The organism is uncultured Microbulbifer sp. (assembly GCF_947498635.1).
Taxonomy (GTDB): Bacteria; Pseudomonadota; Gammaproteobacteria; order Pseudomonadales; family Cellvibrionaceae; genus Microbulbifer; species Microbulbifer echini.
In genome coordinates, this window is the sequence record NZ_CANMKV010000012.1 from 1 (window position 1) to 25,050 (window position 25,050).

The 25,050-nt window shown below is 48.1% G+C and carries 27 protein-coding genes; 5 read left to right on the top strand and 22 right to left on the bottom strand.

Features of this window, described 5'->3' with window-relative positions; genetic code table 11:
- Positions 1–63 precede the first annotated feature (63 nt).
- The 7 genes from Q1A69_RS08055 to Q1A69_RS08085 all read right to left on the bottom strand — a co-directional run bounded on the left by Q1A69_RS08055 (position 64) and on the right by Q1A69_RS08085 (position 6,029).
- Positions 64–885, bottom strand: a complete 822-nt coding sequence (locus tag Q1A69_RS08055) for a membrane dipeptidase (protein WP_299583755.1) — start codon at positions 883–885, stop codon at positions 64–66.
- Between the two features lie 146 nt (positions 886–1,031).
- Entirely contained in the window at positions 1,032–1,811 is a 780-nt protein-coding gene (locus tag Q1A69_RS08060) for a CPBP family intramembrane glutamic endopeptidase (protein ID WP_299583758.1), read from the bottom strand.
- A gap of 65 nt (positions 1,812–1,876) precedes the next feature.
- Entirely contained in the window at positions 1,877–2,563 is a 687-nt protein-coding gene (locus tag Q1A69_RS08065; RefSeq protein WP_299583762.1) for an SCO family protein, read from the bottom strand.
- A 4-nt stretch (positions 2,564–2,567) separates the two neighbouring features.
- Positions 2,568–3,461: a heme o synthase gene (cyoE, locus tag Q1A69_RS08070; RefSeq protein WP_299583766.1), complete on the bottom strand. Its 894-nt coding sequence runs from the start codon at positions 3,459–3,461 to the stop codon at positions 2,568–2,570.
- 39 nt (positions 3,462–3,500) lie between these two features.
- Entirely contained in the window at positions 3,501–4,595 is a 1,095-nt protein-coding gene (locus Q1A69_RS08075) for a COX15/CtaA family protein (RefSeq protein WP_299583769.1), read from the bottom strand.
- A 10-nt stretch (positions 4,596–4,605) separates the two neighbouring features.
- On the bottom strand, positions 4,606–5,247 hold the full coding sequence (locus tag Q1A69_RS08080; protein WP_299583772.1) for a hypothetical protein: 642 nt from the start codon (positions 5,245–5,247) through the stop codon (positions 4,606–4,608).
- An 11-nt stretch (positions 5,248–5,258) separates the two neighbouring features.
- Positions 5,259–6,029 (bottom strand): SURF1 family protein, encoded by a 771-nt coding sequence (locus Q1A69_RS08085; RefSeq protein WP_299583775.1) that lies wholly within the window; start codon positions 6,027–6,029, stop codon positions 5,259–5,261.
- A 33-nt stretch (positions 6,030–6,062) separates the two neighbouring features.
- On the opposite strand from Q1A69_RS08085, the gene Q1A69_RS08090 reads away from it, so the two are divergent.
- The gene (locus Q1A69_RS08090) at positions 6,063–6,287 is read left to right on the top strand and encodes a DUF2909 domain-containing protein (RefSeq protein ID WP_299583778.1); all 225 of its coding nucleotides are present in this window, start codon (positions 6,063–6,065) and stop codon (positions 6,285–6,287) included.
- Positions 6,288–6,338: 51 nt separating this feature from the next.
- Here the strand turns inward: Q1A69_RS08090 and Q1A69_RS08095 are convergent, their stop codons facing one another.
- From Q1A69_RS08095 to coxB, 4 genes are read right to left on the bottom strand one after another with little or no spacing between them, the layout of a single operon-like run.
- Positions 6,339–7,229 (bottom strand): cytochrome c oxidase subunit 3, encoded by an 891-nt coding sequence (locus tag Q1A69_RS08095; protein WP_299583781.1) that lies wholly within the window; start codon positions 7,227–7,229, stop codon positions 6,339–6,341.
- A gap of 5 nt (positions 7,230–7,234) precedes the next feature.
- Positions 7,235–7,807 (bottom strand): cytochrome c oxidase assembly protein, encoded by a 573-nt coding sequence (locus tag Q1A69_RS08100; RefSeq protein WP_299583784.1) that lies wholly within the window; start codon positions 7,805–7,807, stop codon positions 7,235–7,237.
- Between the two features lie 14 nt (positions 7,808–7,821).
- Entirely contained in the window at positions 7,822–9,372 is a 1,551-nt protein-coding gene (gene ctaD / locus Q1A69_RS08105) for a cytochrome c oxidase subunit I (RefSeq protein WP_299583787.1), read from the bottom strand.
- A gap of 15 nt (positions 9,373–9,387) precedes the next feature.
- Positions 9,388–10,533 carry a cytochrome c oxidase subunit II gene (gene coxB / locus Q1A69_RS08110; protein WP_299583790.1) on the bottom strand — a complete coding sequence of 382 codons (1,146 nt, stop codon included), beginning with the start codon at positions 10,531–10,533 and terminating at the stop codon, positions 9,388–9,390.
- 803 nt (positions 10,534–11,336) lie between these two features.
- On the opposite strand from coxB, the gene Q1A69_RS08115 reads away from it, so the two are divergent.
- Complete coding sequence (locus tag Q1A69_RS08115; protein WP_299583793.1) at positions 11,337–12,677, top strand: MATE family efflux transporter; 1,341 nt, start codon at positions 11,337–11,339, stop codon at positions 12,675–12,677.
- 230 nt (positions 12,678–12,907) lie between these two features.
- Here the strand turns inward: Q1A69_RS08115 and Q1A69_RS08120 are convergent, their stop codons facing one another.
- The 3 genes from Q1A69_RS08120 to Q1A69_RS08130 are packed head-to-tail and all read right to left on the bottom strand — an operon-like array spanning position 12,908 to position 16,098.
- The gene (locus Q1A69_RS08120; protein ID WP_299583796.1) at positions 12,908–13,738 is read right to left on the bottom strand and encodes a hypothetical protein; all 831 of its coding nucleotides are present in this window, start codon (positions 13,736–13,738) and stop codon (positions 12,908–12,910) included.
- On the bottom strand, positions 13,735–14,013 hold the full coding sequence (locus Q1A69_RS08125; RefSeq protein WP_299583799.1) for a YheV family putative zinc ribbon protein: 279 nt from the start codon (positions 14,011–14,013) through the stop codon (positions 13,735–13,737). The genes Q1A69_RS08120 and Q1A69_RS08125 overlap by 4 nt, the downstream gene beginning before the upstream one ends.
- 36 nt (positions 14,014–14,049) lie before the next feature.
- Positions 14,050–16,098 carry a M3 family metallopeptidase gene (locus tag Q1A69_RS08130; RefSeq protein ID WP_299583801.1) on the bottom strand — a complete coding sequence of 683 codons (2,049 nt, stop codon included), beginning with the start codon at positions 16,096–16,098 and terminating at the stop codon, positions 14,050–14,052.
- Between the two features lie 65 nt (positions 16,099–16,163).
- Here Q1A69_RS08130 and Q1A69_RS08135 point away from each other — a divergent pair, with 65 nt between their 5' ends.
- From Q1A69_RS08135 to Q1A69_RS08145, 3 genes are all read left to right on the top strand, one after another.
- Entirely contained in the window at positions 16,164–16,718 is a 555-nt protein-coding gene (locus Q1A69_RS08135) for a gamma carbonic anhydrase family protein (protein WP_299583804.1), read from the top strand.
- A gap of 24 nt (positions 16,719–16,742) precedes the next feature.
- Positions 16,743–17,657 (top strand): LysR family transcriptional regulator, encoded by a 915-nt coding sequence (locus Q1A69_RS08140; protein ID WP_299583807.1) that lies wholly within the window; start codon positions 16,743–16,745, stop codon positions 17,655–17,657.
- A gap of 86 nt (positions 17,658–17,743) precedes the next feature.
- Positions 17,744–18,262, top strand: coding sequence for a hypothetical protein (locus Q1A69_RS08145; RefSeq protein ID WP_299583811.1), 519 nt, complete (start codon positions 17,744–17,746; stop codon positions 18,260–18,262).
- Positions 18,263–18,299: 37 nt separating this feature from the next.
- Here Q1A69_RS08145 and Q1A69_RS08150 read toward each other — a convergent pair whose 3' ends face one another.
- The 8 genes from Q1A69_RS08150 to dprA form a co-directional block, all read right to left on the bottom strand.
- On the bottom strand, positions 18,300–18,701 hold the full coding sequence (locus Q1A69_RS08150; protein ID WP_299583814.1) for a hypothetical protein: 402 nt from the start codon (positions 18,699–18,701) through the stop codon (positions 18,300–18,302).
- Positions 18,702–18,808: 107 nt separating this feature from the next.
- Positions 18,809–19,636, bottom strand: a complete 828-nt coding sequence (gene aroE, locus Q1A69_RS08155) for a shikimate dehydrogenase (RefSeq protein ID WP_299583817.1) — start codon at positions 19,634–19,636, stop codon at positions 18,809–18,811.
- On the bottom strand, positions 19,633–20,085 hold the full coding sequence (locus tag Q1A69_RS08160) for a hypothetical protein (RefSeq protein WP_299583820.1): 453 nt from the start codon (positions 20,083–20,085) through the stop codon (positions 19,633–19,635). Before Q1A69_RS08160 ends, aroE begins: the two co-directional genes overlap by 4 nt.
- Before the next feature lie 29 nt (positions 20,086–20,114).
- Positions 20,115–21,020, bottom strand: coding sequence for an oxygen-dependent coproporphyrinogen oxidase (hemF, locus tag Q1A69_RS08165; RefSeq protein WP_299583823.1), 906 nt, complete (start codon positions 21,018–21,020; stop codon positions 20,115–20,117).
- 28 nt (positions 21,021–21,048) lie between these two features.
- Positions 21,049–21,615 (bottom strand): Sua5/YciO/YrdC/YwlC family protein, encoded by a 567-nt coding sequence (locus Q1A69_RS08170; protein WP_299583826.1) that lies wholly within the window; start codon positions 21,613–21,615, stop codon positions 21,049–21,051.
- Between the two features lie 13 nt (positions 21,616–21,628).
- On the bottom strand, positions 21,629–22,144 hold the full coding sequence (gene purE, locus Q1A69_RS08175) for a 5-(carboxyamino)imidazole ribonucleotide mutase (RefSeq protein WP_299583829.1): 516 nt from the start codon (positions 22,142–22,144) through the stop codon (positions 21,629–21,631).
- Between the two features lie 151 nt (positions 22,145–22,295).
- Entirely contained in the window at positions 22,296–23,729 is a 1,434-nt protein-coding gene (locus tag Q1A69_RS08180; RefSeq protein WP_299583832.1) for a catalase, read from the bottom strand.
- Positions 23,730–23,818: 89 nt separating this feature from the next.
- A complete protein-coding gene (gene dprA, locus Q1A69_RS08185; RefSeq protein WP_299583835.1) occupies positions 23,819–24,964 on the bottom strand; it encodes a DNA-processing protein DprA in 1,146 nt (381 codons plus the stop codon).
- Positions 24,965–25,050 lie beyond the last annotated feature (86 nt).

Here is a 25,050-nt window from a genome sequence, read left to right on the forward strand (position 1 = left end):
CTTCCTGTGCGGAAGCGGGTAATTTTCTTGCATCAATAATATCCATTTGGATATTATATAGAACTATAGGATCGCCGAGTTAATAATAAACGTTGAGCCAAAGTTGATCATAATTATCCCGCCTTGGTCAGCGAGCGCCTTGATCATTGCGTCACTCATATTTCGCTCAAACCCAGGGGTGAAATGTCGGGCGGAGGAATGTGAAGCAATAACAGGCACACTGGAAATCTCTAAAACCTGCCAAAAAGCTTTATCAGAAACATGGGATACATCAACCATAATTCCTAACTTATTCATTTCCATAACTAATTGGCTACCAAAGTCGCTCAATCCACCCCATGGACGAGACTCATCATAGGAGGAGTCTGAAATATGATTGCTCTTTGAGTGAGTCAGAGTGATATAACGAACGCCACGACGTTGAAAATGCCGAAGCGTTTCAATACTTCCATTGATAGCCGCACCATTTTCCATTCCTAACGGCAGAGAAATCTTTCCCTGCTCAACTTGATTATTTAACTGCTGCAGAGTATTAGGAATGGCGAATATATTTGGATGGGCAGTTACCAGATCTTCAATACGATCGATCAATTGGTTTGCATATTCAGTAGCAGTACCATCGACTTCTTTTTCTGCCGGGATATAAATTGACATAAAGGGAGCATTCAAACCACCAGCTTTAGCCCTGGGAACATCAAAATCACCAACACTAGTAGAAAGGCTAACATCCGTATTTTCTTTTGAAAGCCTATAAGGCAAATCGATATACCCATCGATAAGAATATTTTGATTAACTAGCTGCTGGGCAAGAGCATATTGATCATTTTGTGAAGTCTTATTGCATCCCCCTAGGACTAAAATAATGACAAAAATCATTTTTCTCATAGCAAATCTTCCAAAATTTTAAATATTTATCAGTGGGTATTTTGATGGAGGTTCCGGATTTTCTACACGTTGAATCCAGAATAAAGAAAGAAAAACACTTAAAGTTTGGGAAATGTTGTAGATATATATTTCCCGTATTTGGTATCCTATCCCGGTAGAGGATATGGCAAGACCAATATATGAAATATATTCACCCCCCAGTGCGCCAATACACAAAGCCAAAAATTTCTCCGTAGATACCAGAGTAAAGCGTAACAAAATGAAGCTACTCCCAGCAATAAAATAGCTACCAAATTACTGGACCAACCTATATGAAGCAAGGCAAAGATAACTGCGACAATGGGCACAGATAACCATCGCCAACCATCCATACTCTCTTCTATACCTCTTTGCAATATCCAACGGAAAAAGCCTTCTTCACTGATACAAACCACTAATAAATTGAGTAGGATGGCGGTAATAATTGTGGTGGATATTTTAAAGTAAGGTTCATATAGAATTAGAGCAATAATCAATGGAATTGCAATCGCCACAAATAAATAGGGTAAATCATAAATTTGTATCGACTGCTGTAAACGCATCATAAAAGCAATAATTGCAACCGATATTATCGCCTTACCACTATTAAAGCTTGCATATATCAGGTTTCCTGTATTATCTGAATAAGGCTGTAAAACCTGTATACTCGCACTTCCGGGAATTACATTTAAGCCAGCAATAAGCATTAAAGCTGCACAGATTAAGAAAAGGGCAGCTCGCTTCCAGCCTCTATTGAATTCCAAAGCAATTAGAGAAACCCAGGTAAGTGGAGCTAGTAAACCTGTCCAACCATAAGGAATAATACACAAGGTTAATAGAATTGGGGCTCCCCAAGGTACCCCAGATGTATTGATTGATTTTTTTGAGCTGGCAACCTCAGATGACATCAACGTTCACTAATACACAGTTAATAATCTTCAGAAGATGAAAGAATATATCTGGACAAATTAAATTACCCATTAAATGTTGCACGAATTGATCGATAGGTCAGTTTCATCTTTACAGGATCAAGAGGTGCCTTAAAAAAAGCGTGGTAATGTCCGAGAGGATTAATAAGTACTACTTGTGAACCATGATCCACCGTGTAATTTCCACCTTCCAGAGTCACTTTATTAAAAGGTATATTGAGTTGCGTAGCAAAACGCTTTATATCAAAAAAATCACCAGTGACGCCCTGAAATTCATTATTAAAGTAACGTACATAATCACGCAGGACTTTAGGTTTATCTCGAGTTGGGTCGACCGAAACCAGTATGATTTTTGTATCCCTCTGAATGTCACCATCAAGCATCTGATAAAACTTACTCAATTCAGAAAGTGTTGTGGGGCATATGTCTGGGCAATGGGTAAATCCAAAAAATAATAATGTCCAATGCCCTTTCAAATTTTTTGTTTCGAATCTAACTCCAGAATCAGAAAGTAATTCAAAATTATCAATGATTCGGGCACGCTGTAATTTAACCGCTCCGTTCAAACGCAGTTCCGATTCCGTTATGACTCTTGGTTGACTTAGCTTATGCACAAAGCCCATCAATACCAAGATGATGAATACAAGCAGAACAGTAATCGTGATTCGAACTCCACGCTTCTGCTGTTGTTCTAGAGAGAAATCAGAATTATTTAATAGATTCTTTATCATCGTATTACACCGCAATCAAATAGTGATCTAATAACATAATGCAAAACAATGCCATCAAATAAATAATTGAATATCTAAAGGTCTCTATACCCGCATTCGGGTCACGACCGCGCAACATTACTAAGCTCCAATATATAAAGCCAAGTCCGAGAACGACTGCCCCCAGAAGGTAAAGCCAACCCAACATAGCTGTAGCAAATGGAAGTAGACTTACCGCAAATAAAATTAATGTATAGAGTAGAATATGCAGATTGGTGTAGGGGATACCATGGGTAACGGGAAGCATTGGTACGTTAGCTCTGGCATAATCATCTTTCCTATGCACAGCAAGCGCCCAAAAATGGGGGGGAGTCCAAGCGAATATAATCAAGACGAGCAACAGTGCATGTGCATGAATCTCGCCAGTAACAGCCGTCCACCCTAATAATGGCGGGGCAGCACCAGCTAAGCCACCGATAACAATATTTTGGGGCGTTGCATGCTTCAAAAACATAGTATAAATAACCGCATACCCCAGTAATGAAATAAGTGTTAGCCATGCTGTTAGGGCATTCACAAACACCATAAGCACTGTCATACCCAGCACCGCTAATAACAGTGCGAATACTATGGCCTTATAAGGTTCAACTCGACCCTTAGCAACTGGACGATTGCTGGTGCGCGCCATCTTTGTATCTATATAGCGGTCAACCAGGTGATTAACAGCCGCAGCACTTCCTGCACAGAGAGCAATACCTAGATTCCCCAAAATCAGAGTATTCAAAGGCACCATGCCGGGAACGGCCAATAACATACCAATTAAGGAGGTCAGAATCATCAACATGACTACTCTTGGCTTGGTGAGCTCGTAGTAGTCACGCCAGTTGGTTGAAGCCAATTCAGCTGTTTTTATAAACATAATATTATCTCTGAATATTCCCTAATAAGTACCGAGTATTTACAAGTTACTAACAAGCACCGATTCACTCGAATTCGTTAACTTCTTTAAACTTCTTTCTCTAGCTTTCATCTTTTTAGCGACATGAATCCTATAACAAAAAGTGATAATTCCAAGTAATAACAGAGCCGCACCTGCATTGTGTGCCACTGCTATAGGCAAAGGTAAAAACATAACAACATTTGCAATTCCCAGACCTACTTGTAGTAATAACAAGCTACTGAGCAACAGCGCCCATCGTCGCGCCCCGGCTCTCCAGGTATAAAATACAAGGATCAACATCAATATTGTCACAAGTACTGCACCAAAACGATGGGTTAAATGAATTGCCGTTCGCGCATCGTTTTCCAAAGCACCCCCTAAATAGTTCGGTCCTATTTGTTGGCTAATATTAAATCCTGTATCGAAATTAGCTTGAGGAAACCACTGACCATGACAAGTAGGAAAATCCGGACAGGCCAAAGCAGCATAATTAGAACTGGTCCATCCACCTAGGGCAATTTGTACAATAATTAAAAGTGCTGTTAGAAAAGCAAGGGGACGTAAGTTACTTAGGGCAAGGTATTTATTTAAATAACGGCGAGACCCCTCATATCTCATACGTTCTACGAGTAACCAAAGCATAGACAGTGTTGCCATCCCCCCAAGTAGATGCGCGGTAACTACCTGAGGCCAAAGCTTTAAAGTGACCGTCCACATCCCGAAAGCCGCTTGCAGAATAATTAATGCTAATAAGAAATGTATATGCTTGAAGGTAGGCTGCTTGGTCCAGGACCAGGACAAAAATGCCAGTGCAGCGACCAATAACAGCAGGACTCCGGCAAAATATCGATGTACCATCTCAGGCCAGGTTTTATTGGCATCTACAGGTGCATCAGGAAAGGCTTTATTAGCTGTTTGAATTTCATGAATCTCATTTGGCCAAGTTAGATGCCCATAACAACCTGGCCAGTCAGGGCAACCTAAGCCAGCATCTACCAGCCTAGTAAATGCACCTAGTACAACTACAACGACAGCCAGAGCACAACCGCTCAGAGCTAACCTGTATCGCCAGCCATAGCGAAAATTTATTTTCTGCAAAGAATTCATTTTCATCAAACTCCCCTTAATTTTCGTAGGAGTATTTCAGTAAACGCTTAATATCTTTTAGGAGTTGATTACCGCTATGATGATTGTCATAGGCCATCATAGCGAAGCCTTCCTGATCAATTAGTAACGCCTTTACTTCATCTACACTTGAGTGAGCGGTCAACTCCTGTAAATGATGTAAACTACTGTCATTCATCTGTAGTACTTTCAAGCGTGGGTGTTCTTTTTTTAATTTTTCTTGCTCGTCCAAAGACAGGGTTTCACTAATGACAAGGAGTCGCTCAACACGACTTGCTTTTTCACCTAAGCGAATATGAACCTGGCGACTGGTATACAAGAGTTTTTCACATTCTTGTTCACAAGCCGAGCCACTTAAGATCAGATAACGCCACTTGGGCGAACTACCTTTTAAAAGTGGAATTTCTTCTTCATTACGGGTTACTGTCAAATCTGAAATTTTTATAGGTGGTTGAATTAACTCCCCCTGATTGATCGTTTCAGAGGGAATACCTAAGCCTGTATAAAATACCACATAGGCTGCAGCTATCGGTAAAAGTACAGATGCTACAATAGACAACCCCTGTACTTTTCTAGATCTAAAAACACCTTTATTTTCAAGATTGCTTTTATAAATGGAAGAATTTTCTTTTGTATCCATTGTTATATTCCTCAACGATTTATCATTATTATCTTTCTAGAGAGCCTAACAATCTCAGTAGCAGAAAACATCCAAAGGATTATTAAAGCTATCGCCATGCTAAACCATTGCACTGCATATGCCCTATGACGTTCTGGGCCACTATTAGTGAATTTCCACCCAGTTACAAACGCGGAAATGGAATCAGAACTGATCCTTATAATCCAATTATTTTCACTTACCTGTAAATGCCTAGTGAGATTTTTATCTATGGACTGTACTCTTCGGATATTGTCCTTTTCCTTTTCCTTTTCCTTTTCCTTTTCCTTTTCATCTACCGAATTAGAATTTGAGACTGGAGAAATATAACCTATAATTTTTATTGTATTTCTCGGATAGCTAATTTCAGGTAAAATTTGTCGACTCTCCGTTTGCGGTACCCATCCTCGATTAATCAGCCAGCGTCGATTATTTGAAATAAATAGCTGCAACACTTCATAGCCAGCGCGCCCTTGACGAGTACGGTTATCAAGAAAATAATATTCCTCGGTGTAGTGACCAGTTAAGACCACGGGTATAAATCGCTCTAACTCTACGCCTGTATCCGGGTTAATAGGTTGAGATGACAATTTTTCATCGAGTTCTTTTTTTATAATTTCCTTGTATTCAGCCCTCTGCAACTGCCAACTTCCAAGTGCAATTAAAATAGGCAAAATCCCTGCAGAGAAGAGGGTTATAGGCCAGTTGCAAATCAGTGGTACACTGTTTTTTTTCTCAGAAACTGATGGTATCTCTAGTGTCATGAGTTACTACATTAAATAGTGGAAAATAAATATATGTGGTTAAAAATTGTTATTGTAGTTCTATTTCTTGCGGTGTTAGTCAGCCTTTCTAGTGCTCTATTTTTTCTTTTGCGGGATATGGGAGCATCGCATTCCAAGCGTACCCTCTATGCTCTTGGAATTAGAGTTACCCTGGCCGCCTTGCTTTTATTGGCCATCTGGTATGGATTTGAAAGTGGCATACTGGCAAAAAGTGCACCTTGGGCTAATAAATACTAATTTTTCCACCCCTGTGGCTTCTTCCAGGGGCGGATCAGTATTTCTTGAAGGTTATGCACCTAGAACGTACACAAAAATAAATAAACCAACCCAAACAACATCTACGAAATGCCAATACCAACTTGCTGCCTCAAAACCAAAGTGATCATCAGGCTTAAAATGCTGTGCTATGACAGACCGTAACAACATAATCAGTAACATGATGGTTCCAAGTGTCACATGAGCACCATGAAAGCCTGTCAGCATGAAAAAAGTTGTACCATAAACGCCTGATTCCAAAGTAAGTCCTAAGTGTTGATAGGCCTCATAGTACTCTTGAGCTTGCAGATAAATAAATACGCCGCCAAGTATGACTGTACCGCCTAGCCACATATTAAATTTCCCACGCTCGCCTTTCTTTAGAAAAACATGTGCAAAATGCACAGTGACACTGGAAGTTAAAAGAATAATCGTATTCCACAGCGGAAGATGCCATGGATCAATAACATCTTTTGGCCCAACAAACTTTGCCGTATCTCCATGGGCGGCAGCATCTGGAGTTACATAGAGTGGCCAAGAATTTTCAAACCCTTCCCACAACATATTTGAAATTCCATTATCACCCTCTCCAGCTAACCAAGGGACTGAGAAATTCCTGATGTAATATAGGGCACCAAAAAAAGCGGCAAAGAACATGACCTCGGAAAAAATAAACCATCCCATACCCCAAACATATGAGCGTTTCAATTGCTCACTGTTGAGACCCGCCATATTTTCCTTAATGACAGCGGCAAACCAAAACCACAAAACAGATGCCAGAAAGAGTGCGCCCGTAAAGAAAATATAAGAACTACCACCATTGATCCAATTCGCAGCACCAAAGGCCATCAAAAATAAACCGATAGTAGCAAATATCGGCAGCTTAGATTGTTCAGGAACGTAATAACTGCTTTCACTGGCCATAATGTTTATCCCTCTCGCGCAGATTCGGTATTATTTTTATCGATATTTTTAGAAATTCTTCCCGTAACATCGAACAGCGTGTAGGAAAGGGTTATAGTATTCACATTTTCCGGAATATCTGGATCTACGATAAATCGGAGTGCTAATTTCGCTTCTTCCCCAGCTTTTAAGACTTGTTGATTGAAACAAAAACACTCAGTTTTGTGAAAAAATTCGGCCGCTTTGAAAGGAACCAAGCTGGGAATAGCTTGACCAATCATATCTTTTTTTGTCGGATTAAAAGCGTGGAATACTGTATCTGCCGCTTCACCGGGATGTACATCTACGGACCTTACACTCGGTGAGAATTTCCACGGCATGTTGTCATTATTACTTGCAACGAACTGAACCGTAATGGTTCTACTCTCATCTATGGCTGCCGGTACCGCCACATAGCGCCCCCCAGTTTTTCCATTTAGACCAGTAATTTCACAAAAAGCATCATACAGCGGCGGCATTACAAATATAGCGAAAACCAGCATACTGGCGGCTAGCGCCAGTAACTTCACTGTTATTTTGGTATTTTTGCTAAATTTCATTAGTTATCCAACTCTTAACGAAGAATTGGAGGGGTGCTAAAAGTGTGGTATGGAGCGGGTGATGGTACGGTCCACTCTAATCCCTGTGGATTCTCCCAGACCTGTTCGGAAGCCTTTTTTCCACCCATAACTGTACGAACTACATTAAACAAAAATACCACCTGTGCAGCACCGAATAAAAAAGCACCCATACTGGCCATCTGATTAAAGTCGGCAAACTGCAAGGCATAGTCGGGTATTCTTCTCGGCATTCCAGCTAACCCAACAAAATGCATCGGGAAAAAAGTAAGATTTAAGCCAACAAATGCCATCCAGAAGTGAACCTTACCCATTGTTTCGTTGTACATATTTCCAGTCCACTTGGGAAGCCAGTAATAGACTCCCGCAGTAATTGAAAATATGGCACCGGGAACCAGTACATAGTGAAAGTGCGCAACGACAAAATAGGTATCGTGGTATTGGAAGTCCGCTGGAGCTATTGCCAACATCAGACCTGAGAACCCGCCTATGGCAAATAGTATGATGAAAGCTATTGCAAATAGCATCGGAGTTTCAAAGGTCATGGACCCTTTAAACATCGTCGAAACCCAGTTAAAGATTTTTACTCCAGTGGGGACAGAGATCAGCATGGTCGCATACATAAAGAACAGTTCACCAGCGATTGGCATTCCAACGGTAAACATATGATGCGCCCATACGATCAAACTCAAAAAAGCAATAGCGGCTGTGGCATAGACCATAGAGCTATAACCAAATAAAGGCTTTCTCGCAAAGGTGGGTATGATCGCAGAGATAATCCCAAAAGCCGGCAGGATCATAATGTACACTTCTGGATGACCAAAGAACCAGAAAACATGCTGAAATAGAACCGGATCACCACCACCTGCGGCACTAAAGAAGCTGGTGCCAAAATGGATATCCATCAACATCATAGTTACCACACCGGCCAATACCGGCATTACTGCAATCAAAAGATAAGCAGTAATTAGCCAAGTCCACACAAACAATGGCATTTTCATCAATGTCATGCCGGGGGCACGCATGTTCAGGATGGTTGCAATAATATTAATCGCACCCATAATCGATGAAGCACCCAGAATATGCACAGAAAATATAAAAAAAGTGACGCTTGGAGGTGCATACTCTGTAGAGAGTGGAGCATAGAAAGTCCAACCGAAATTTGGTGCACCTCCCTCCATAAAGAGCGTGGAGGCCAACATCGCGAAACCAAAAGGTAGTATCCAGAAGCTCCAATTATTCATTCGCGGTAGTGCCATATCAGGAGCACCGATCATCATCGGAATCATCCAATTGGCCAGTCCTACAAATGCTGGCATTACTGCGCCAAAAACCATGATCAGACCATGCATGGTTGTCATTTGATTAAAAAATTCCGGCTGTACTATCTGTAATCCTGGTTCAAAAAGTTCCGCGCGTATAATCAACGCCATACAACCGCCCAGGAAAAACATTGCGAAACTAAACCATAAGTAAAGAGTTCCTATATCTTTATGATTTGTGGTGTATAACCAGCGTTTTAAGCCAGGTTGAGGTCCATGTGCCATGTTAAAATCCCCCTGCTACTGCTTATTCTTGAAATTAAGGATATCAACGGGCTGAACCGTATCGCCCATCTCGTTACCGAATGCATTGCGCTGATAGGTGATCACCGCAGCAATATCTACTTCGGATAACTGCTCCCCAAATGCTTGCATGGCTGGATTAACCTGCGACCCATCTATTACCATATCGAGGTGAGTATTCAGAGGGCCGGTAGCAATTTTTGATCCAGCAATCGCCGGAAATACGCCGGGAACACCCTTACCATTTGGCTGGTGACAGGCCGCACACATGCTCGTGTAAACTTTTTCACCCTGAACAAAAAGTTCGTCAAAAGTAAACGTCTTACCTGTGAGTTCACGCATTTTTACGGCCGAGGCTACCCGACCATCAAGCCAAGCTTTGTATTCATTTTGAGGAACTGCCTTTACTACAATGGGCATGAATCCATGATCTTTACCACAGAGCTCTGCACATTGACCGCGATAAATTCCGGGCTCTTCAATACGTGTCCAAGATTCATTGATAAATCCAGGTATCGCATCTTTTTTTACAGCGAGATCCGGAACCCACCACGCATGAATAACATCATTGGCGGTAATCAAAAAACGAATCTTTTTCTTAATCGGAACCACTAGTGGCTCATCTACCTCCAACAAATAGTTAGGATTTTTTGGCTGTTGATTATTGATTTGTGTACGAGGGGTAGAAAGATTCGAAAAAAATGAAATATCTGAGCCAATGTAGTCGTATTTCCACTTCCATTGATATCCCGTAATCATGATATCTAAATCTGCTTTATCGGTATCATAAATATCGTAAAGCGTCTTAGTTGCGGGAATAGCCATGAGGATCAGAATTACAGTGGGAATGATTGTCCACACAAGCTCCACTGCGGTGCTCTCATGAAATTGTGCAGCCTTATATCCCTTACTCTTGCGGTGCCGCCACATACTGTAAAACATGACGCCAAATACAAGGACACCAATGACAACACAAATCCAAAAAATCAGCATATGTAATTCATAGGTGGTCTGGGCAACTTCAGTCACCCCCTTGGGCATATTAACCCCCCAGCGCTCAACAGCCTGCTCTTCCGCCAGTACAGATTGGGCGGATAGCGAAGCAGCCAGCAAGGCGAATAGCCGGTCAAAGCCTTTCAACATCGCCTACAGATCTCCGTGGTTGCGGGTTTCCTTGGGAATCCCGTAATTTTATTTTGGCCGCCGGCCTTCACGGATAGCTGAAATAGCCCTGTGTATATCCTCTACAGGGTTAATTCCACGTAAAGTTTGTGGACATACTGTTGTATTACAAGACTTCTTACACTGCGCGGGAAGACATTCCCGCAATACTGCTGTCAGCGCAACTTGTTATTTTTTTACCTCAGATGTCGTCGCCCGGAAGGTACAACCAACAACCTGTGTTTCTATATTTGTCGCAACTACTGCAGGTACAACAGGAACATATTGACAATGGAAAGTCAATCAGCACTTATAGCGATTAATTATGATGGTTGAGTCCCACTTGATAAAAATTTTCAAATATATTTAACCATTCCTTAAGAAAGATTGATCAGACCTCACGCAAAAGTACGTATTTTGTCTCGATACGATTTTTTTATGTAAACCAGATCATTAGTAAAGCCCCTCCTAGGGAGAAATTTTTCCTCTAGTACCACTTTATTTCTTGATTGCAGACTGGATAAACATTACTCCTTTTGGAATAGGTTAAGGATCTATACGAAATAGCTTGCCAAAGCTGACAATAAGGTATAATCGTTAGCTTAGTGACAAATGATTTTCATGCCATAAAATTTCTTTACCCACACATATCATTCAGACCTGATCGTTAACTGGCAATGTGGTAATTGGGAGTTTTATATTTCAGCGATTGCGCATTGATAGCCATTGTCATTATCCCTAGCTGAATGCTAATCCATCTGAGCAGTAACTATTTAGTGACCTCTATGCAGTATCCCCAAATCGATAATAAGAACCTGGGACGGGTTTGGAACCTTGCCTGGCCAATGATCCTGAGTAATATTTCTGTTCCACTTTTAGGGGCTGTTGATACTGCAATTCTTGGCCATCTTTCCTCTCCAGAGTACCTATCGGGAGTTGCCATCGGTGCAAGTGTTATGTCTATGTTGCTATGGGCCTTTGGCTTCCTGCGCATGGGAACTACTGGCCTTGTAGCCCGTAGCCAAACAGGTGGCGTGGAGTGGTTACTACGTGCGCTGTTATTGGCTTTGGTTTTGGGCGTATTATTAATCCTTTTAGCTTATCCGCTACTCGAGCATATCATTATCTGGATGAATGCCAGCAGTGAAGCTAGCCCTCATGCACTGGCCTATTTACAAATTCGCCTAATCAGCGCTCCGGTGGCATTAGCTAATTTCGCCATTCTTGGCTTTTTTATTGGCAGACAGGATAGCCGTGCGCCGTTGTATATTTTGCTTACAGCCAATCTATTAAATATTGGCATGGACTTCCTTCTTATTGTCGGCTTTGGATTAGGGGCTAAAGGGGCTGCCATTGCCACCGTGTGCGCTGATGTTTTTTCATTTCTGATGGGGTTAACATTATTGATCCGGGTAAATAAAAATATCTGGCAAGCTATTTTAGCTTATTTACACAATCGTCAGATTTTGCCCTGGATTGAATGGGGACCATGGCTAGAATTGGTACATATCAATACCGATTTATTTGTGCGTACCTGCCTACTATTATTAACTCTCACTTTCTTTACAGCCCAGGGGGCAGCACAGGGAGACTCTGTATTGGCAGCGAATGCCATTTTATTACAGTTGTTGATGATTACTTCTTACGCATTAGATGGCTTTGCCCACGCGACAGAAGCGTTGGTTGGAGAATCCATTGGGAAAAAGTCCAACAAATTATTTCATGAAACGGTATCTGCGGCAGGTATCTGGGCTTTAGGTAGTGCTTTATCCCTGACCGTGCTACTGATACTGGGTAAGCCTTTTATCATTGCGCTGTTTACAGATATAGATTCTGTTATTGAGCAGATAAATTCTGCCTATTGGTGGTTGTGTGCCCTTCCACTACTGGCAGTCTGGAGTTATCAGCTCGATGGTGTATTTATTGGCGCCGCCAAGAGTCGGCAAATGCGTGACACCATGTTGATTGCCACGATCTTTATTTTTTTCCCATGTTGGTGGCTAACTCAAAGCTGGGGTAATCATGGTATCTGGTTTAGCCTATTTTTATGGATGAGCGCACGATCTATTGGCCTTATTTTTTATTATCACTACTACACTGTAACCAAATCCTGGGTGTGCGAATAATTAGCTGATTGGCCGTATTATCAGCCTTATTCCTTTACCTCTGCAGAAAATAAAAAATGGTGTCACGGTGATATTGAGTAGATGCTAAAACACAACAGTGTCTGCAGTATCATCATACAACTAAACACTTGACATTTAGCTTTCAACTATTTTAGATAAAAATCAGTATTACTCTCAAGTTGGTAAATAATGAGCGGGCGAAATAATAATTCACACCCGCTCACCATTTTTTATAAATCTGGATTCTGTATCTGCTTTTGCATCAAAATCTGAGTGAAGTTCGAAAAAAATGTAGTTTCTCCCTGCAAAATTATACGATTCAACCCCTCTACTTTACTTCTCAAATTCCGATCATAGAAATATAAGCTACCGCTGCGTACTGTATAGGCTTTAGGGTTCTCCGCCATTAATTGATAAAAACTTGAGAGTCTTTCAAGATATACGTTAGCGTTTTCCAGTGAAAATTTACCGTGCTGATAGTAATCCAGAACTTCTTTATTTATCTGTTGTAGTAAAAATTCTTTTTCGTCCCCAGAGAACGGTTGGGCTTGTATCTGGGTATTAATATCGCTTCGTAAATCTTTCAAGTATCTATCGGCCGCTTGCGCGGACTCTCTAAGAGCACCAATAGTTTTCTTGCGCTTTCTTAGTGATTTACGGCTTTTAAACGTTGTAGCATCTGACATTTCAGATGAGGCAAGATCGGCCAATGGCCTAAATATAGTGACATGCTGTAGATTGCTATTAACCGTCAATTTATCACAAACCTTTAACGCAAAACTCCATTTTTTGAACGATCTTCCATCTAGAATTTTTTGTGGCAAAGCCTCTATATTCGCATTGAGTATACGCTGCTGCTGTAAATAATAATCCGGCCTTAAATTCCAGTCATTTGCCTGTAAACGGAACAGACTTAGTATTCCCTGATTGACGCAACTGGCCAACAGGTGAGAAGCCTGCTCTAATTGTTTCTTTTGCGTTTGTTGATAATTATTTAGGCCGTACAGTGCCGCAGCAATCACGATAATAAGCACGACGAAAGGTATGATTATTTTTTTCACTTTTTATTTTTATTTTGTGGCTGGATAAATTTAACAGGCTCTTCATTCACCTCTTTTTTCTTCGCTGTACTCACTCGGGTAATTAGTTCAGAGGGGGCGGATTGCAAACGAATTTCATCCTTGAAACCACAGGATACACATTCCCGATAGTTTTTCCCTTCTTCCTGATAATTCACTATTCTGTCCATTTCGCTGCAGCGCGGACAAACCGCGCCGGCGATAAAGCGCTTTTTGGAAGATTTTTTTGGCTTTCCAGGATTATTTTGATCGATCATGATTACTGCTCAACATGTCATGATGTGATGGTCCTTTCAGACCGGACTAATATTCAACTCAAGCTGCTCTATACCCGAGTGACGTAATAGGGCATCAATATCGGGTTCTCTCCCACGAAACTCCACAAAAAGATCCAGGGCATCTCGGCTTCCACCCTGTTCAAGAACTGAATGTAGAAAGTGCTCTCCTGTAGCCCTGTCAAAAATACCCTTCTCTTCAAACAGGGAAAACGCATCGGCCGAAAGTACTTCCGCCCACTTATAGCTGTAATACCCTGCGGCATAACCCCCCGCAAAAATATGGCTGAATCCGTGCTGAAAACGATTCTCTTCGGCAACGGGGACGACAGCCACCTCTGAGCGTACTTCGGTTAATAGCTGCTGAATTTTTTCAGCATTCATTGTCTCTTCACTGGCGTGCAGGCGGAAATCAAACATGGCGAACTCGAGTTGGCGCACTGTAAACATAGCCGACTGGAAATTCTTTGCCTCCAACATTTTATTCAGTAGCTGGGGCGGTAGTGATTCCCCTGTTTTGAAATGTGAGGAGATCATTTCAATTGCCTGCGGTTGCCAGCACCAATTCTCCAAAAACTGGCTGGGCATTTCCACCGCATCCCAGGCTACACCATTAATTCCCGACACTGCCGCTACATCCATTTGTGTCAGCATGTGATGCAAGCCATGACCAAACTCGTGAAACAATGTCGTGACTTCATAGTGTGTTAACAGAGAGGGCATATCGCCCGCTGCGGGACTAAAGTTGCACACCAGATAAGCGATGGGTAACTGCAAGCCATTCGCACTGTGGCGACGTGTAGCGACAGTATCCATCCAAGCCCCACCGCGCTTTTTCTCCCTGGCAAAGGCATCCAGATAAAAACCTGCGATACGCTCGCCTTCTCTGTACAGCCAGAAGAACTGTACATCTTTATGCCAGGTTGCCACAGACCTGTCTTCCTGAACGGAAATGGCAAAAAGTTTTTCCACTACGGTAAATAGGCCCTCAACCACTTTTGCATAGGGAAAATAGGGGCGCAGCTCTTCCTGGCTTATGGCATAACGTTGTTGCTTGAGCTTCTCTGCTACCCAAGCAATATCCCAGGGCTGGAGTTCATTGAGGTTGTACTCTGCTTCGGCAAATACGCGTAGCTCCGCCATCTCGCGCTCGGCCGCGGGTTTTGCTCTCTGCGCTAGGTCGTTGAGAAACTCCAGTACGCGCGGTGTATCGGGGGCCATCTTACTGGCCAGTGACAATTCGGCGTAATTAGACATACCCAGCAGCTGGGCCTGCTCTGCCCGCAACGCCAGAATAGCCTCCATCACCTCTGAATTGTCATACTCACCGGCATTGGGGCCAACCTCTGAAGCGCGACTGACAAAAGCGGTGTGTACCCGCTTACGCAGCTCGCGATTGTCCGCATGAGTCATTACCGACAGATAGCTAGGCCCGTCGAGGGTAATTAACCACCCCTCCTTGTCCTTGTTCTGTGCGGCACTGCGCGCTGCAGCCACAGCGGTCTGCGGTAATCCGTTTAATTCTGACTCCTCCGAGGTATGCCAGGACCAGGCATTCGTAGCATCCAATACATTATTGGCAAATCGACTGGAGAGTTCTGCCAAGCGCTTGCTGTTCGCGGCAAATTGCTCTCGCGCCTCCCCCTGCAGACCAACTCCGCTCAACTCAAAATCCCGCAATCCCAGCTCGACAGATTTCTTGTGTGGCTGTGACCAGTTTTGAAAAGCCGGCGATGCCGCCAGCTGTTGATAAACCTGATACAGCTCGCGATTTTGACCCTGTTCCGTCCAGTAAGCGGTGACTTGCGCGAGCGCCGCTTCATAGGGAGCACGCCACTCGCCACTCAGCACACTGTTGAGGTGACTGATCGGCGAAAATGCGCGATTCAGCTGGTCCTGGGCCTCTTCGAGCGGTACCAGGGTGGTCTCCCAGCCCGGGGTTTCTAATCCCCGTAGTAATTGCTGCTTACAGTTCTCGATCAACTGTGCAATCGCGGGCTCCACCTGTTGGGGCTGCAGTTGGTTAAACGGGGGGAGTAGGGGGATATTCAACAGTGGATTGGACATACGGGACCCTGTGCTCAAATTAGGATACAGCTATGATAGAGGATTCATTGTACAGGAGCTCCTTTATGTCCCCACTGCGCAGCCTCAATGACTCTGTCAGCGAGAAATCCCCACAACTCGGCAATCGCGTTTTTATTGATCCGCAGTCGGCTGTGATTGGTGATGTCACCCTTGGAGAGGATTGCTCTGTGTGGCCCATGGCGGTGGTGCGCGGCGATATGCACCACATCCAAATAGGCGCGCGCACCAGTGTACAGGATGGTGCGGTATTACATATTACCCATGCCGGGCCTTTCAACGCCGATGGTTGGCCACTGACCATTGGTGAAGATGTCACTATCGGCCACAAGGCCTGTCTACATGGTTGTACCATTGGCAACCGCGTTTTGATCGGTATCGGTGCAATTGTACTGGATGGTGCCGTCATAGAGGACGAGGTCGTATTAGCCGCGGGGGCATTGGTGCCGCCGGGGAAAACCCTGGAGAGCGGTTACCTCTATGTAGGCGCGCCCTGCCGCAGAGCGCGCCCCCTGTCCGAAAAGGAGATGGCTTTTTTCCGCTATTCAGCGCAAAACTATGTGAAGCTGAAAGATCAATACCTACAACAAAGCCGCGATTAATCCATTGCATATCAACCGAAGAGCATGCTCACTCTGAACACTGACCAGCTACATACTTTTGTGCGCGCCTGCGAACTGGACTCCTTTTCCGCCGTCGCCCGAGAGTTGGGGCGCGCGCAATCCTCGATAAGTGCCAACATCCAGAATCTGGAGTTAGACCTGGGGCTTGAGCTTTTCGATCGCAGCGGAAAATACCCCCGCCCCACGGCGGCCGCCCAGGCCCTGTTGCCGCTGGCCCGCCAGGCCCTCGGCCAACTGCAGCGTTTCCAGCAGGCCGCAGATTCTTACCAGCGCGGCGAAGAGCCGCTGCTGCGCATTCTGTTTGAGGAGCTGGTGATGCCGGACCGCCTCAACGATGTGCTTGCCACTTTCAGTCATCGATTTCCCCACACCCAGTTACAACTGAGCAGTGCCAGCAGCGAGCAAGCCGTGGCGTGTGTAAGCCGTGGAGAGGCCGATTTCGCTTTTGTAACAACCAGAGATAATTATCCGAGCGCGCTGGATTTCAATACCCTCGGGCGACAACAAATTCTCTGTCTGGCGCCTCCCGATCACCCATTGGCTCAACAACAGCCTGCTTCGCTCAGCGAAGCGGCCCGCCACCGGCAAATAATTGTTGCAGGGGTGAACAGCCAGCACCGTTGGCAACTCTCGGCACAAACTTGGATCTGTGATTCTCTGTTACAGGCCTTGGATCTGGCCTGTAAGGGGATCGGTTGGGTCAATGCGCCCTATGAGCTGGCCCGCCCTTTCCTGAAAAGCGGTAAATTGGTGGAGTTGAAACTGACTAGCGCACTGAGCACTTGGAGTCTGGATGTCGACCTACTGTGGTCTGCAAAAAGCGCCCAGGGGCAGGCTGGGCTTTGGTTCGCCAGGGAGGCCCGGCGCTTATATGGTAACTATTACAGCCCACCTATCGCGTTTTCCGATAGAACCTAATTTCTCTACAAAAAAATTTCCGATAACACTTGGCTACAGGGCCCGCAGGCCCGATTCCGTAAAACTGGCAATCAGGAGCCAACACGATGAATGAACAGCAGCGGCTAGAAGAAATGGACGCCTTCTCCCAGAAATACCGCTACGACATGGATTATCTTCGGGAGTTTTTACGCAGCTCTCCTGAGGGTTTTGAAAAGTTTGCCAATTTCCAGCCTTTATCCATGCACCGGGAGTTTTTGCCTCTGGAGGTATTTTGGGTCAGTAAACTGGCGGCCATGCAGGTTGCAGACTGCGGCGCCTGTCTGCAGCTAAATGTGCGTATGGCTCTTGAAGCCGATGTAGAGCCACACCTGGTCAGAGCCTGTATTCAGGGCGGGAGTAATTTGCCCGAGCCGCTCAAGGATATTTTTGACTTTGCCACGGCGTTGGCCAGCTACAAAAACATCGATCCGGTTCTGGACCAGCGTATCGGCACTCAGCTGGATCAAAGGCAACGCATCGAGTTGGGCGTCAGTGTCGCTACCGCCTCTGTGTATCCCACCATAAAACGGGCCATGGGCCACACTCAGAGCTGTAGCCTGATCGAAATCGAATTTGAAGCCTAATCACACAAGCCGCCGCAAAAAATGTACGGCGGCGTCTTCATTTACCCTGCAGTCGCAGCAACGCAGAAGCGGCAATGCCGCCGATGGCACAGGCGAGAATAATCACTAGCGGAGTCATAGCCCCCAATGCAAAAGCGCCGTAGTCATAACCCCGTTGCGGTAACAGGTAGAGCAGTAGCACACCGGCCGGTAGCAGTGATAACAGGGCTCCACGCAATAGCCAGGCATTGCGCAAAGGCAACAGAAATAACAATCCACAGAGCCCCCCCCAGACAATGCGCTGGTAGAGATAGGTATTACTCAGGTGTGGAGCCAGGTCTACCCCCAGCCACCGAGTGAATCCGTAGCTCCCCATGGCCCACAAACCCAGCGCATAGCAGAGGCCGCCGAAACACCCCACCGCAAAGCATATAGAGAGATTACGCAACCAGTCGCGCACAGCCTATTTCCTCGTCATTGTTGTTATTGGTTGATCCGGCAAGCTAATGCCGCCAGCGAACGGAACCGGTCCGTGAGGTAGTAATGGGTTGATCTATCTGCAGCGTTTTATTGTCCGCTTAGCAGTGCCCGACGTAATTGCGCCTGTACCGGCTCAACCAAGGGCGCCACACCTCGCCACAGGAAAAAAGCTTCCGCCGCCTGCCCAACCAGCATGCCAAGTCCATCTGCCGCCTCAACTCCCTGCTCGCGGGCCCAGTGTACAAAAGGCGTCGGCGTGGCACCGTAAACCATGTCATAGGCTCGACCACTGCTTGTAAAAAGATACTTAGGCAGAGGTGGCAATTGATTATCCAGGCTCGCCGAGCTCGCGTTGATTACCAGATCAAAGCCGCCACACAACGGCTCTAAACCCCCGCCGCTTAAGGCGCCATAGTGGGAAAATTCATCGGCGAGCTGGCAGGCTTTGGCTGCAGTGCGATTGGCAATATGTAACTGTGCGGGACGTTCAGCTAATAGTGGCAGAAGGGCGCCACGGGCGGCGCCACCCGCGCCCAGGAGCAAGACCCGCTGATCCTGAATTGCCCAGTTCAAATTATCGCGGATATCCGCTACCAGCCCTGCGCCATCGGTATTATCACCGAGCAAGCGCCCATCTTGATCGCGCATCAGGGTATTCACCGCACCGGCGGCGGCGGCGCGTTCGGTAAGCGCATCGGCCAGCTCACAGGCTTGCAATTTGAACGGCACGGTGACATTCAGGCCGCGGCCGCCCTCGGCAAAAAACGCGGAAACCGTTTTGACAAAACCATCCAGCGGGGCGAGCAGCTTCTCGTAGACAAGATCCTCTCCCGTCTGCTCGGCAAAGGCGGTGTGAATTTGCGGGGACAGGGAGTGCTCGATGGGATTGCCTACAACGCCATAGCGGTCGCTCACGACGGCCCCCTCTTACGCGCCCTGACCGCCTCACGAATCTTGGCGCTCTCATCAACGATCACCAGACCGTCGATCCTGAGTCCCTGCTCGGTATCGGTGAGCAGGTAACGGGTATAAGAACTGTACAGTTCGATAGCCTTACCGCCCTCTTCCTGGCGGTGCAGAAAGGTCCAGCGCAAACTGGCAAGGCTCATAAATGCATTCAGCTCGATAACCTCCGTCACGGTGCCGAGGATTTGGCACACTTCGAGGCGCCGATAGGCGTTGAGCAGCTTCTCGACCTGTTGGACAAAGGCACCGCGATCCACGGCCAACTTGGCGCCGTCCTCTCGGTAGTAATGCAGGGGAAAGCGGTAATAATCCGCTATCTGCTCGGCATCGCCGGTTTCGAAATGGCGCCTGTAATCCAGGAAGAGAGAATTGATATTTTCCAGTCGCGTCTGTTGCACAGCGAACCTCCATAGTGCCCGATCCAGGCCTATACCCAATCCCGATGCGGCAGAAAATCCGTGTAAAGCTTTTCCTCTGGGGAGCCCGACTCGGGGTGCCAGTCATACTTCCAACTGACCATGGAAGGCAGTGACATCAGGATGGACTCGGTACGTCCGCCGCTCTGCAGGCCAAACAAGGTGCCCCGATCAAACACCAGATTGAACTCCACATAGCGACCGCGGCGGTACAGTTGGAAATCCCGCTCGCGCTCACTGTAAGGGGTATCTTTGCGTTTCTGTAAGATGGGCAGATAGGCATCCAGATAACTGTCACCCACAGCGCGGGTCAGTGCGAAGGCGTTTTCAAAGCCGCCCTCATTGAAATCATCAAAGAAAAGACCGCCCACTCCGCGGGCCTCATCCCGGTGCTTCAGGTAGAAATACTTGTCGCACCACTGCTTGAAACGCGGGTAAATCTCTTCACCGAAAGGCGCGCAGGCACTCTTTGCGGTGCTGTGCCAGTGCACCACATCCTCTTTAAAACCATAGTAAGGCGTGAGGTCATAGCCCCCCCCAAACCACCAGATGGGCTCGGCACCGGGCTTTTTAGCGACAAACAGTCGCACGTTGGCGTGGCTGGTAGGCACATAGGGATTGCGCGGGTGGATCACCAGGGAGACACCCATGGCCTCAAAAGAGCGGCCGGCCAGTTCAGGACGGCTGGCCGTTGCGGAGGGCGGCAAACCATCCCCATAGACATGGGAGAAGTTGACCCCACCCTTTTCGATCAGGTTTCCCTCCTCCAGTACGCGGGTTCTCCCACCGCCACCGCCGGGTCGCTCCCAGGTATCCTCGTGAAACGCTCGGCCATCCTCGCCACCCAGGGCGTTGCAGATACGATCCTGTAGATCCAGCAGATAGCCCTTAACTTCCTTGGTATCAATATCACTCATGGGGAAACACTAACTCGCTTTAAAGAAATCAACCGCCCGCGCGCAATTGCTCCCCACTGAGGAGGTCGCGGATTTCACTGGGTGCGCTGCGCCCCCCAGTGGAACCGCCACCGACATAGTCGAGGGCATCGCCGAAATAACGGAGTACCTGGTATTTATGTCGAGCGGGTTGGCAACCCGCCGGATTGGCCGAGGTGGATACAATAGCACCGCCAAAAGCCCGTGTTAACGCAACGGTGAATGAATGGTCAGTATGACGCAAGGCCACTGCGGGATGGGCGCCGCACACCCAGTAGGGGATACGATCTCGGTGGGGCACCAGCCAGGTCACCGGTCCCGGCCAGGTTTTGCGCAGTTGCTCGCGCTGTTCAACGCTGAGCGGATCGAGCAAGGTGCTAAAACTCGCCTCCTCACCGGAAACCAGGATCAAGCCCTTTTCCAGCGGACGAGTCTTCAGGCGCAGTAAGCGCCTTACCGCCTGCAAGTTATTCGGGTCGCAGGCGAGACCCCACACAGACTCGGTGGGGTGGGCAATAACGCCGCCCGCTGCCAGGGCGCGGGCGGCCTGCTTTACAGCGAGCGGAGAATACCTCATAGCAGCGTCGCTGTTATTTGGCTTTGCGCTGCTGCAGGTCTTTTTGCAGCTGGGCATCCTTGGCGATAATCGCCTCGGCATTGGCACGGCGCTCATCTACCAGCTTCTGGTGCATCTCCGCATCGGAGGAACCGATAATCTGTGCGGCCAGGTAAGCAGCGTTCTTGGCGCCGGCTTTACCGATGGCCACAGTGGCCACAGGAATACCACCGGGCATCTGTACGGTGGACAGCAGCGCATCCAGACCATCGAGAGAAGCATTGATCGGCACACCAATCACCGGCTTCAGGGTAGTCGCAGATACCGCACCGGCCAGGTGCGCAGCCATACCGGCGGCACAAATAAACGCGGCACAACCGCGCTTGTCGGCATCGGTGACATAGCTGTGCGTCGCCTCGGGGGTACGGTGGGCGGAGGTGACTTTCACTTCAAAGGGAATGTCGAACTTCTCCAGTACGCCGAAGGCGGCTTCCATTACTGGCAGGTCGGAGTCAGAACCCATTAGGATCGCTACAAAAGGCTTGCTCATTTCAACTCTCTTAACTGTCAAAGCGGGGGGAAGCGCGGCAATCTAGCGGATTGCGCAGCCGGGCACAAGATGTTGCCATTCACACCCTCTCAGCGCAGCGGATTCTGCACATTGGCTCTTGCCGGTGACCGCCAGCGACACAAGGCCCCACTTAAAGAGTCGATTTAACGCCAGCTGCATAATCTGGATGTACCTTGTGAAATTCTGCCAGCTGCCGCTGTATTATTCTATCCGGCACTCCCGCCATCGCCCTGGCAATATTGCCAAACAGCCGCTGTTTTTGCGCATCATCGAAAAGGTCGAAGAGCGCTCGCACCTGGCTGTAGTCGTCATTACCCTCTCGGTGGTCGTAGCGATCCGCAGCACCCGTTAGTGCAAGGGGTGGCTCTTTCACACTGGGGTCCTCCTGCGGGCCGCCGAAGCTGTTGGGCTCGTAGTAGGCGTCGGGGTTACCGGTGCGAATCCCCGTGGAGTTCATCTCGCCATCGCGGTAGTAGTTGTGCACGGGACAGTGCGGTGTGTTTACCGGCAGGTTTTCATAGTGGGTGCCCAGGCGATGGCGGTGGGCATCGGCGTAAGAAAAAACTCGCGCCTGCAGCATCTTGTCTGGGGAGAAGCCGATACCCGCCACAGTATTCGAGGGAGAAAAAGCGGCCTGCTCCAACTCGGCGAAGTAATCGTCTGGGTTGCGATTCAGCTCCATCTCGCCAACCTCAATTAACGGGTAGTCTCCGTGGGGCCACACTTTGGTCAGATCGAAAGGGTTGTAGGGTGTCTTGGCGGCATCGGCTTCTGGCATCACCTGTAATTGCAGGCTCCACTTAGGGTATTCGCCTTTCTCAATGGCTCCGAACATCGCCTCCTGGTAGCTCTCTCGAGTGCGGCCAACCACCGCTTCCGCTTCCGCATCGGTATAAAACTTGTGCCCCTGGCGGGTCTTGAAATGAAACTTCACCCAGAAGCGCTCACCGGTGCTATTCCACAGGGAGTAAGTGTGGGAGCCATAGCCATTCATGTGCATTGGTGAGATCGGCAGACCGCGATCAGAAAACAGAATCGTGACCTGGTGCAGACTCTCCGGCGACAGCGACCAGAAATCCCACATAGCGGTGGCAGAACGCAGGTGGCTGCGCGGGTGACGTTTTTGGGTGTGGATAAAATCGGGAAATTTATACGGGTCGCGCACAAAAAAGACCGGGGTGTTATTACCAACCAGATCCCAGTTGCCCTCATCGCTGTAAAACTTCAACGCAAAACCGCGCACATCACGCTCGGCATCTGCCGCCCCCCGCTCTCCCGCAACAGTGGAAAAACGTGCCAGCATGGGAGTTTCCACCCCCACCTGTAACACCTTGGCACAGGTGTATTTGGCGATATCCCCGGTAATACGCAGGGTGCCATAGGCCCCCCAGCCCTTGGCGTGTACTGTGCGCTCGGCAATCCGCTCGCGGTTCTGATGCGCAAGCTTTTCCAGCAACTGGTAGTCCTGGATTAATAGTGGTCCGCGGGGGCCGGCACTCAGGCTGTTCTGATTGTCCGCGATGGGTGCGCCACCATCGGTGGTGAGTTTTGGTTTATCCGCCATGACCTGCCTCCTGTATTCGAGTTCACTGAGTATTAACGCAGTGTCTGGACTTGGCGAATCTGTCGGCGGCTGGAACCTCTGCCGCCCCTTCAGCTAGCCACGCCCTCCCCCTCGCAACAACAGGCCGCGCCCCGGACGGTCAACTGATAGCCACCGGGTAATGGCTCCAGCAAGCCCTCCAGTTCCATTTGCAACAACAGCGCCATTAGCTCACCTGGACCCTCCCCGGTCTCCCCAGCCAACTGCTCGATACTGCGCGGACCTCCCTGCATAGCGAGTAACAGACGCCGCTGGCGATCGTCCAACAGAATGGCCGGCGCAGGCTCAGTCGCACTCGGCTCAGCCAGCAGGCCGCCAAGCTGGCCGACGACATCGCCACTGGTCTCCACCAGCGTCGCTCCCTCTCGGATCAGGTGGTGGCAACCCCGGGCCATGGGGTTGTGAATAGAGCCGGGTATGGCAAACACCTCGCGATTTTGCTCCAGAGCCAGACGCGCGGTAATCAGGGAGCCCGAGCGCAGCGCCGCCTCGACCAACAGTACCCCCATAGAGAGCCCACTGATAATGCGGTTGCGGCGGGGAAAGTTCTTGGCCTCGGCGCCGCTCTCCAGAGGTAACTCGCTGAGGATAGCGCCTCCCGCAGCGAGGATTTCATCGGCCAGCGCGCGATTTTGGCGTGGATAAATACAGTCCACGCCGCTGCCCAACACGGCAATCGTGGCCCCCGTACCCCGCAGGGCGCCTCGATGAGCCGCCGCATCCACACCCAGCGCGAGCCCCGAAGTAATGGCAAAGCCGGAGCGAGCGAGTTCCATGGCAAAGCTGCGGGCGTTATCCAGGCCCGCGCTGGTCGCGCGGCGCGCACCCACAATGGCGATCTGTGGTAGAGCCAAAATTGCACGGGGTCCGCGCAAATAAAGCAGAGGCGGCGGCCGCGAGATTTCCATGAGCAGGGGTGGATAGTCGCTATCGCTGTGGCACACGAGCTGCACACCGCGCTGTACACAGCGGGCGCGCTCACCCTGCACCCATTCGAGCAACTCGCTCTGCGCGCCTAGACGACAGAATTCACGCCACTGGGATTGGGCGCGAACCGGCAGTTTGCTCAACATGGCTTGGGGGAGTTGCAGGAGGGCCCGATCCGGGCTGCCGAAGTGATCCAGTAATTGCCAGTAGCGCGCGGGGCCCAAGCCTTCGAGGCGTAGTAGGGCCATGCTGGCAGTCAACGCATCCATGCGGCTCACCGTTTGTCTGTTTGAGAAGAGGGGGGTGTGTCCAACCGGGCGACGCTCCAAACAGCAAGAGCGCCGCATTCAATTCC

What these genes read in the sequence shown, in the direction of transcription:
- Q1A69_RS08055 (WP_299583755.1), bottom strand. Translation starts at nt 885, where the DNA reads ATGAGAAAAATGATTTTTGTCATTATTTTAGTCCTAGGGGGATGCAAT.
- Q1A69_RS08060 (WP_299583758.1), bottom strand. Translation starts at nt 1,811, where the DNA reads ATGTCATCTGAGGTTGCCAGCTCAAAAAAATCAATCAATACATCTGGG.
- Q1A69_RS08065 (WP_299583762.1), bottom strand. Translation starts at nt 2,563, where the DNA reads ATGATAAAGAATCTATTAAATAATTCTGATTTCTCTCTAGAACAACAG.
- cyoE (WP_299583766.1), bottom strand. Translation starts at nt 3,461, where the DNA reads ATGTTTATAAAAACAGCTGAATTGGCTTCAACCAACTGGCGTGACTAC.
- Q1A69_RS08075 (WP_299583769.1), bottom strand. Translation starts at nt 4,595, where the DNA reads ATGAAAATGAATTCTTTGCAGAAAATAAATTTTCGCTATGGCTGGCGA.
- Q1A69_RS08080 (WP_299583772.1), bottom strand. Translation starts at nt 5,247, where the DNA reads ATGGATACAAAAGAAAATTCTTCCATTTATAAAAGCAATCTTGAAAAT.
- Q1A69_RS08085 (WP_299583775.1), bottom strand. Translation starts at nt 6,029, where the DNA reads ATGACACTAGAGATACCATCAGTTTCTGAGAAAAAAAACAGTGTACCA.
- Q1A69_RS08090 (WP_299583778.1), top strand. Translation starts at nt 6,063, where the DNA reads ATGTGGTTAAAAATTGTTATTGTAGTTCTATTTCTTGCGGTGTTAGTC.
- Q1A69_RS08095 (WP_299583781.1), bottom strand. Translation starts at nt 7,229, where the DNA reads ATGGCCAGTGAAAGCAGTTATTACGTTCCTGAACAATCTAAGCTGCCG.
- Q1A69_RS08100 (WP_299583784.1), bottom strand. Translation starts at nt 7,807, where the DNA reads ATGAAATTTAGCAAAAATACCAAAATAACAGTGAAGTTACTGGCGCTA.
- ctaD (WP_299583787.1), bottom strand. Translation starts at nt 9,372, where the DNA reads ATGGCACATGGACCTCAACCTGGCTTAAAACGCTGGTTATACACCACA.
- coxB (WP_299583790.1), bottom strand. Translation starts at nt 10,533, where the DNA reads ATGTTGAAAGGCTTTGACCGGCTATTCGCCTTGCTGGCTGCTTCGCTA.
- Q1A69_RS08115 (WP_299583793.1), top strand. Translation starts at nt 11,337, where the DNA reads ATGCAGTATCCCCAAATCGATAATAAGAACCTGGGACGGGTTTGGAAC.
- Q1A69_RS08125 (WP_299583799.1), bottom strand. Translation starts at nt 14,013, where the DNA reads ATGATCGATCAAAATAATCCTGGAAAGCCAAAAAAATCTTCCAAAAAG.
- Q1A69_RS08130 (WP_299583801.1), bottom strand. Translation starts at nt 16,098, where the DNA reads ATGTCCAATCCACTGTTGAATATCCCCCTACTCCCCCCGTTTAACCAA.
- Q1A69_RS08135 (WP_299583804.1), top strand. Translation starts at nt 16,164, where the DNA reads ATGTCCCCACTGCGCAGCCTCAATGACTCTGTCAGCGAGAAATCCCCA.
- Q1A69_RS08140 (WP_299583807.1), top strand. Translation starts at nt 16,743, where the DNA reads ATGCTCACTCTGAACACTGACCAGCTACATACTTTTGTGCGCGCCTGC.
- Q1A69_RS08145 (WP_299583811.1), top strand. Translation starts at nt 17,744, where the DNA reads ATGAATGAACAGCAGCGGCTAGAAGAAATGGACGCCTTCTCCCAGAAA.
- hemF (WP_299583823.1), bottom strand. Translation starts at nt 21,020, where the DNA reads ATGAGTGATATTGATACCAAGGAAGTTAAGGGCTATCTGCTGGATCTA.
- Q1A69_RS08170 (WP_299583826.1), bottom strand. Translation starts at nt 21,615, where the DNA reads ATGAGGTATTCTCCGCTCGCTGTAAAGCAGGCCGCCCGCGCCCTGGCA.
- purE (WP_299583829.1), bottom strand. Translation starts at nt 22,144, where the DNA reads ATGAGCAAGCCTTTTGTAGCGATCCTAATGGGTTCTGACTCCGACCTG.
- Q1A69_RS08180 (WP_299583832.1), bottom strand. Translation starts at nt 23,729, where the DNA reads ATGGCGGATAAACCAAAACTCACCACCGATGGTGGCGCACCCATCGCG.
- dprA (WP_299583835.1), bottom strand. Translation starts at nt 24,964, where the DNA reads ATGGATGCGTTGACTGCCAGCATGGCCCTACTACGCCTCGAAGGCTTG.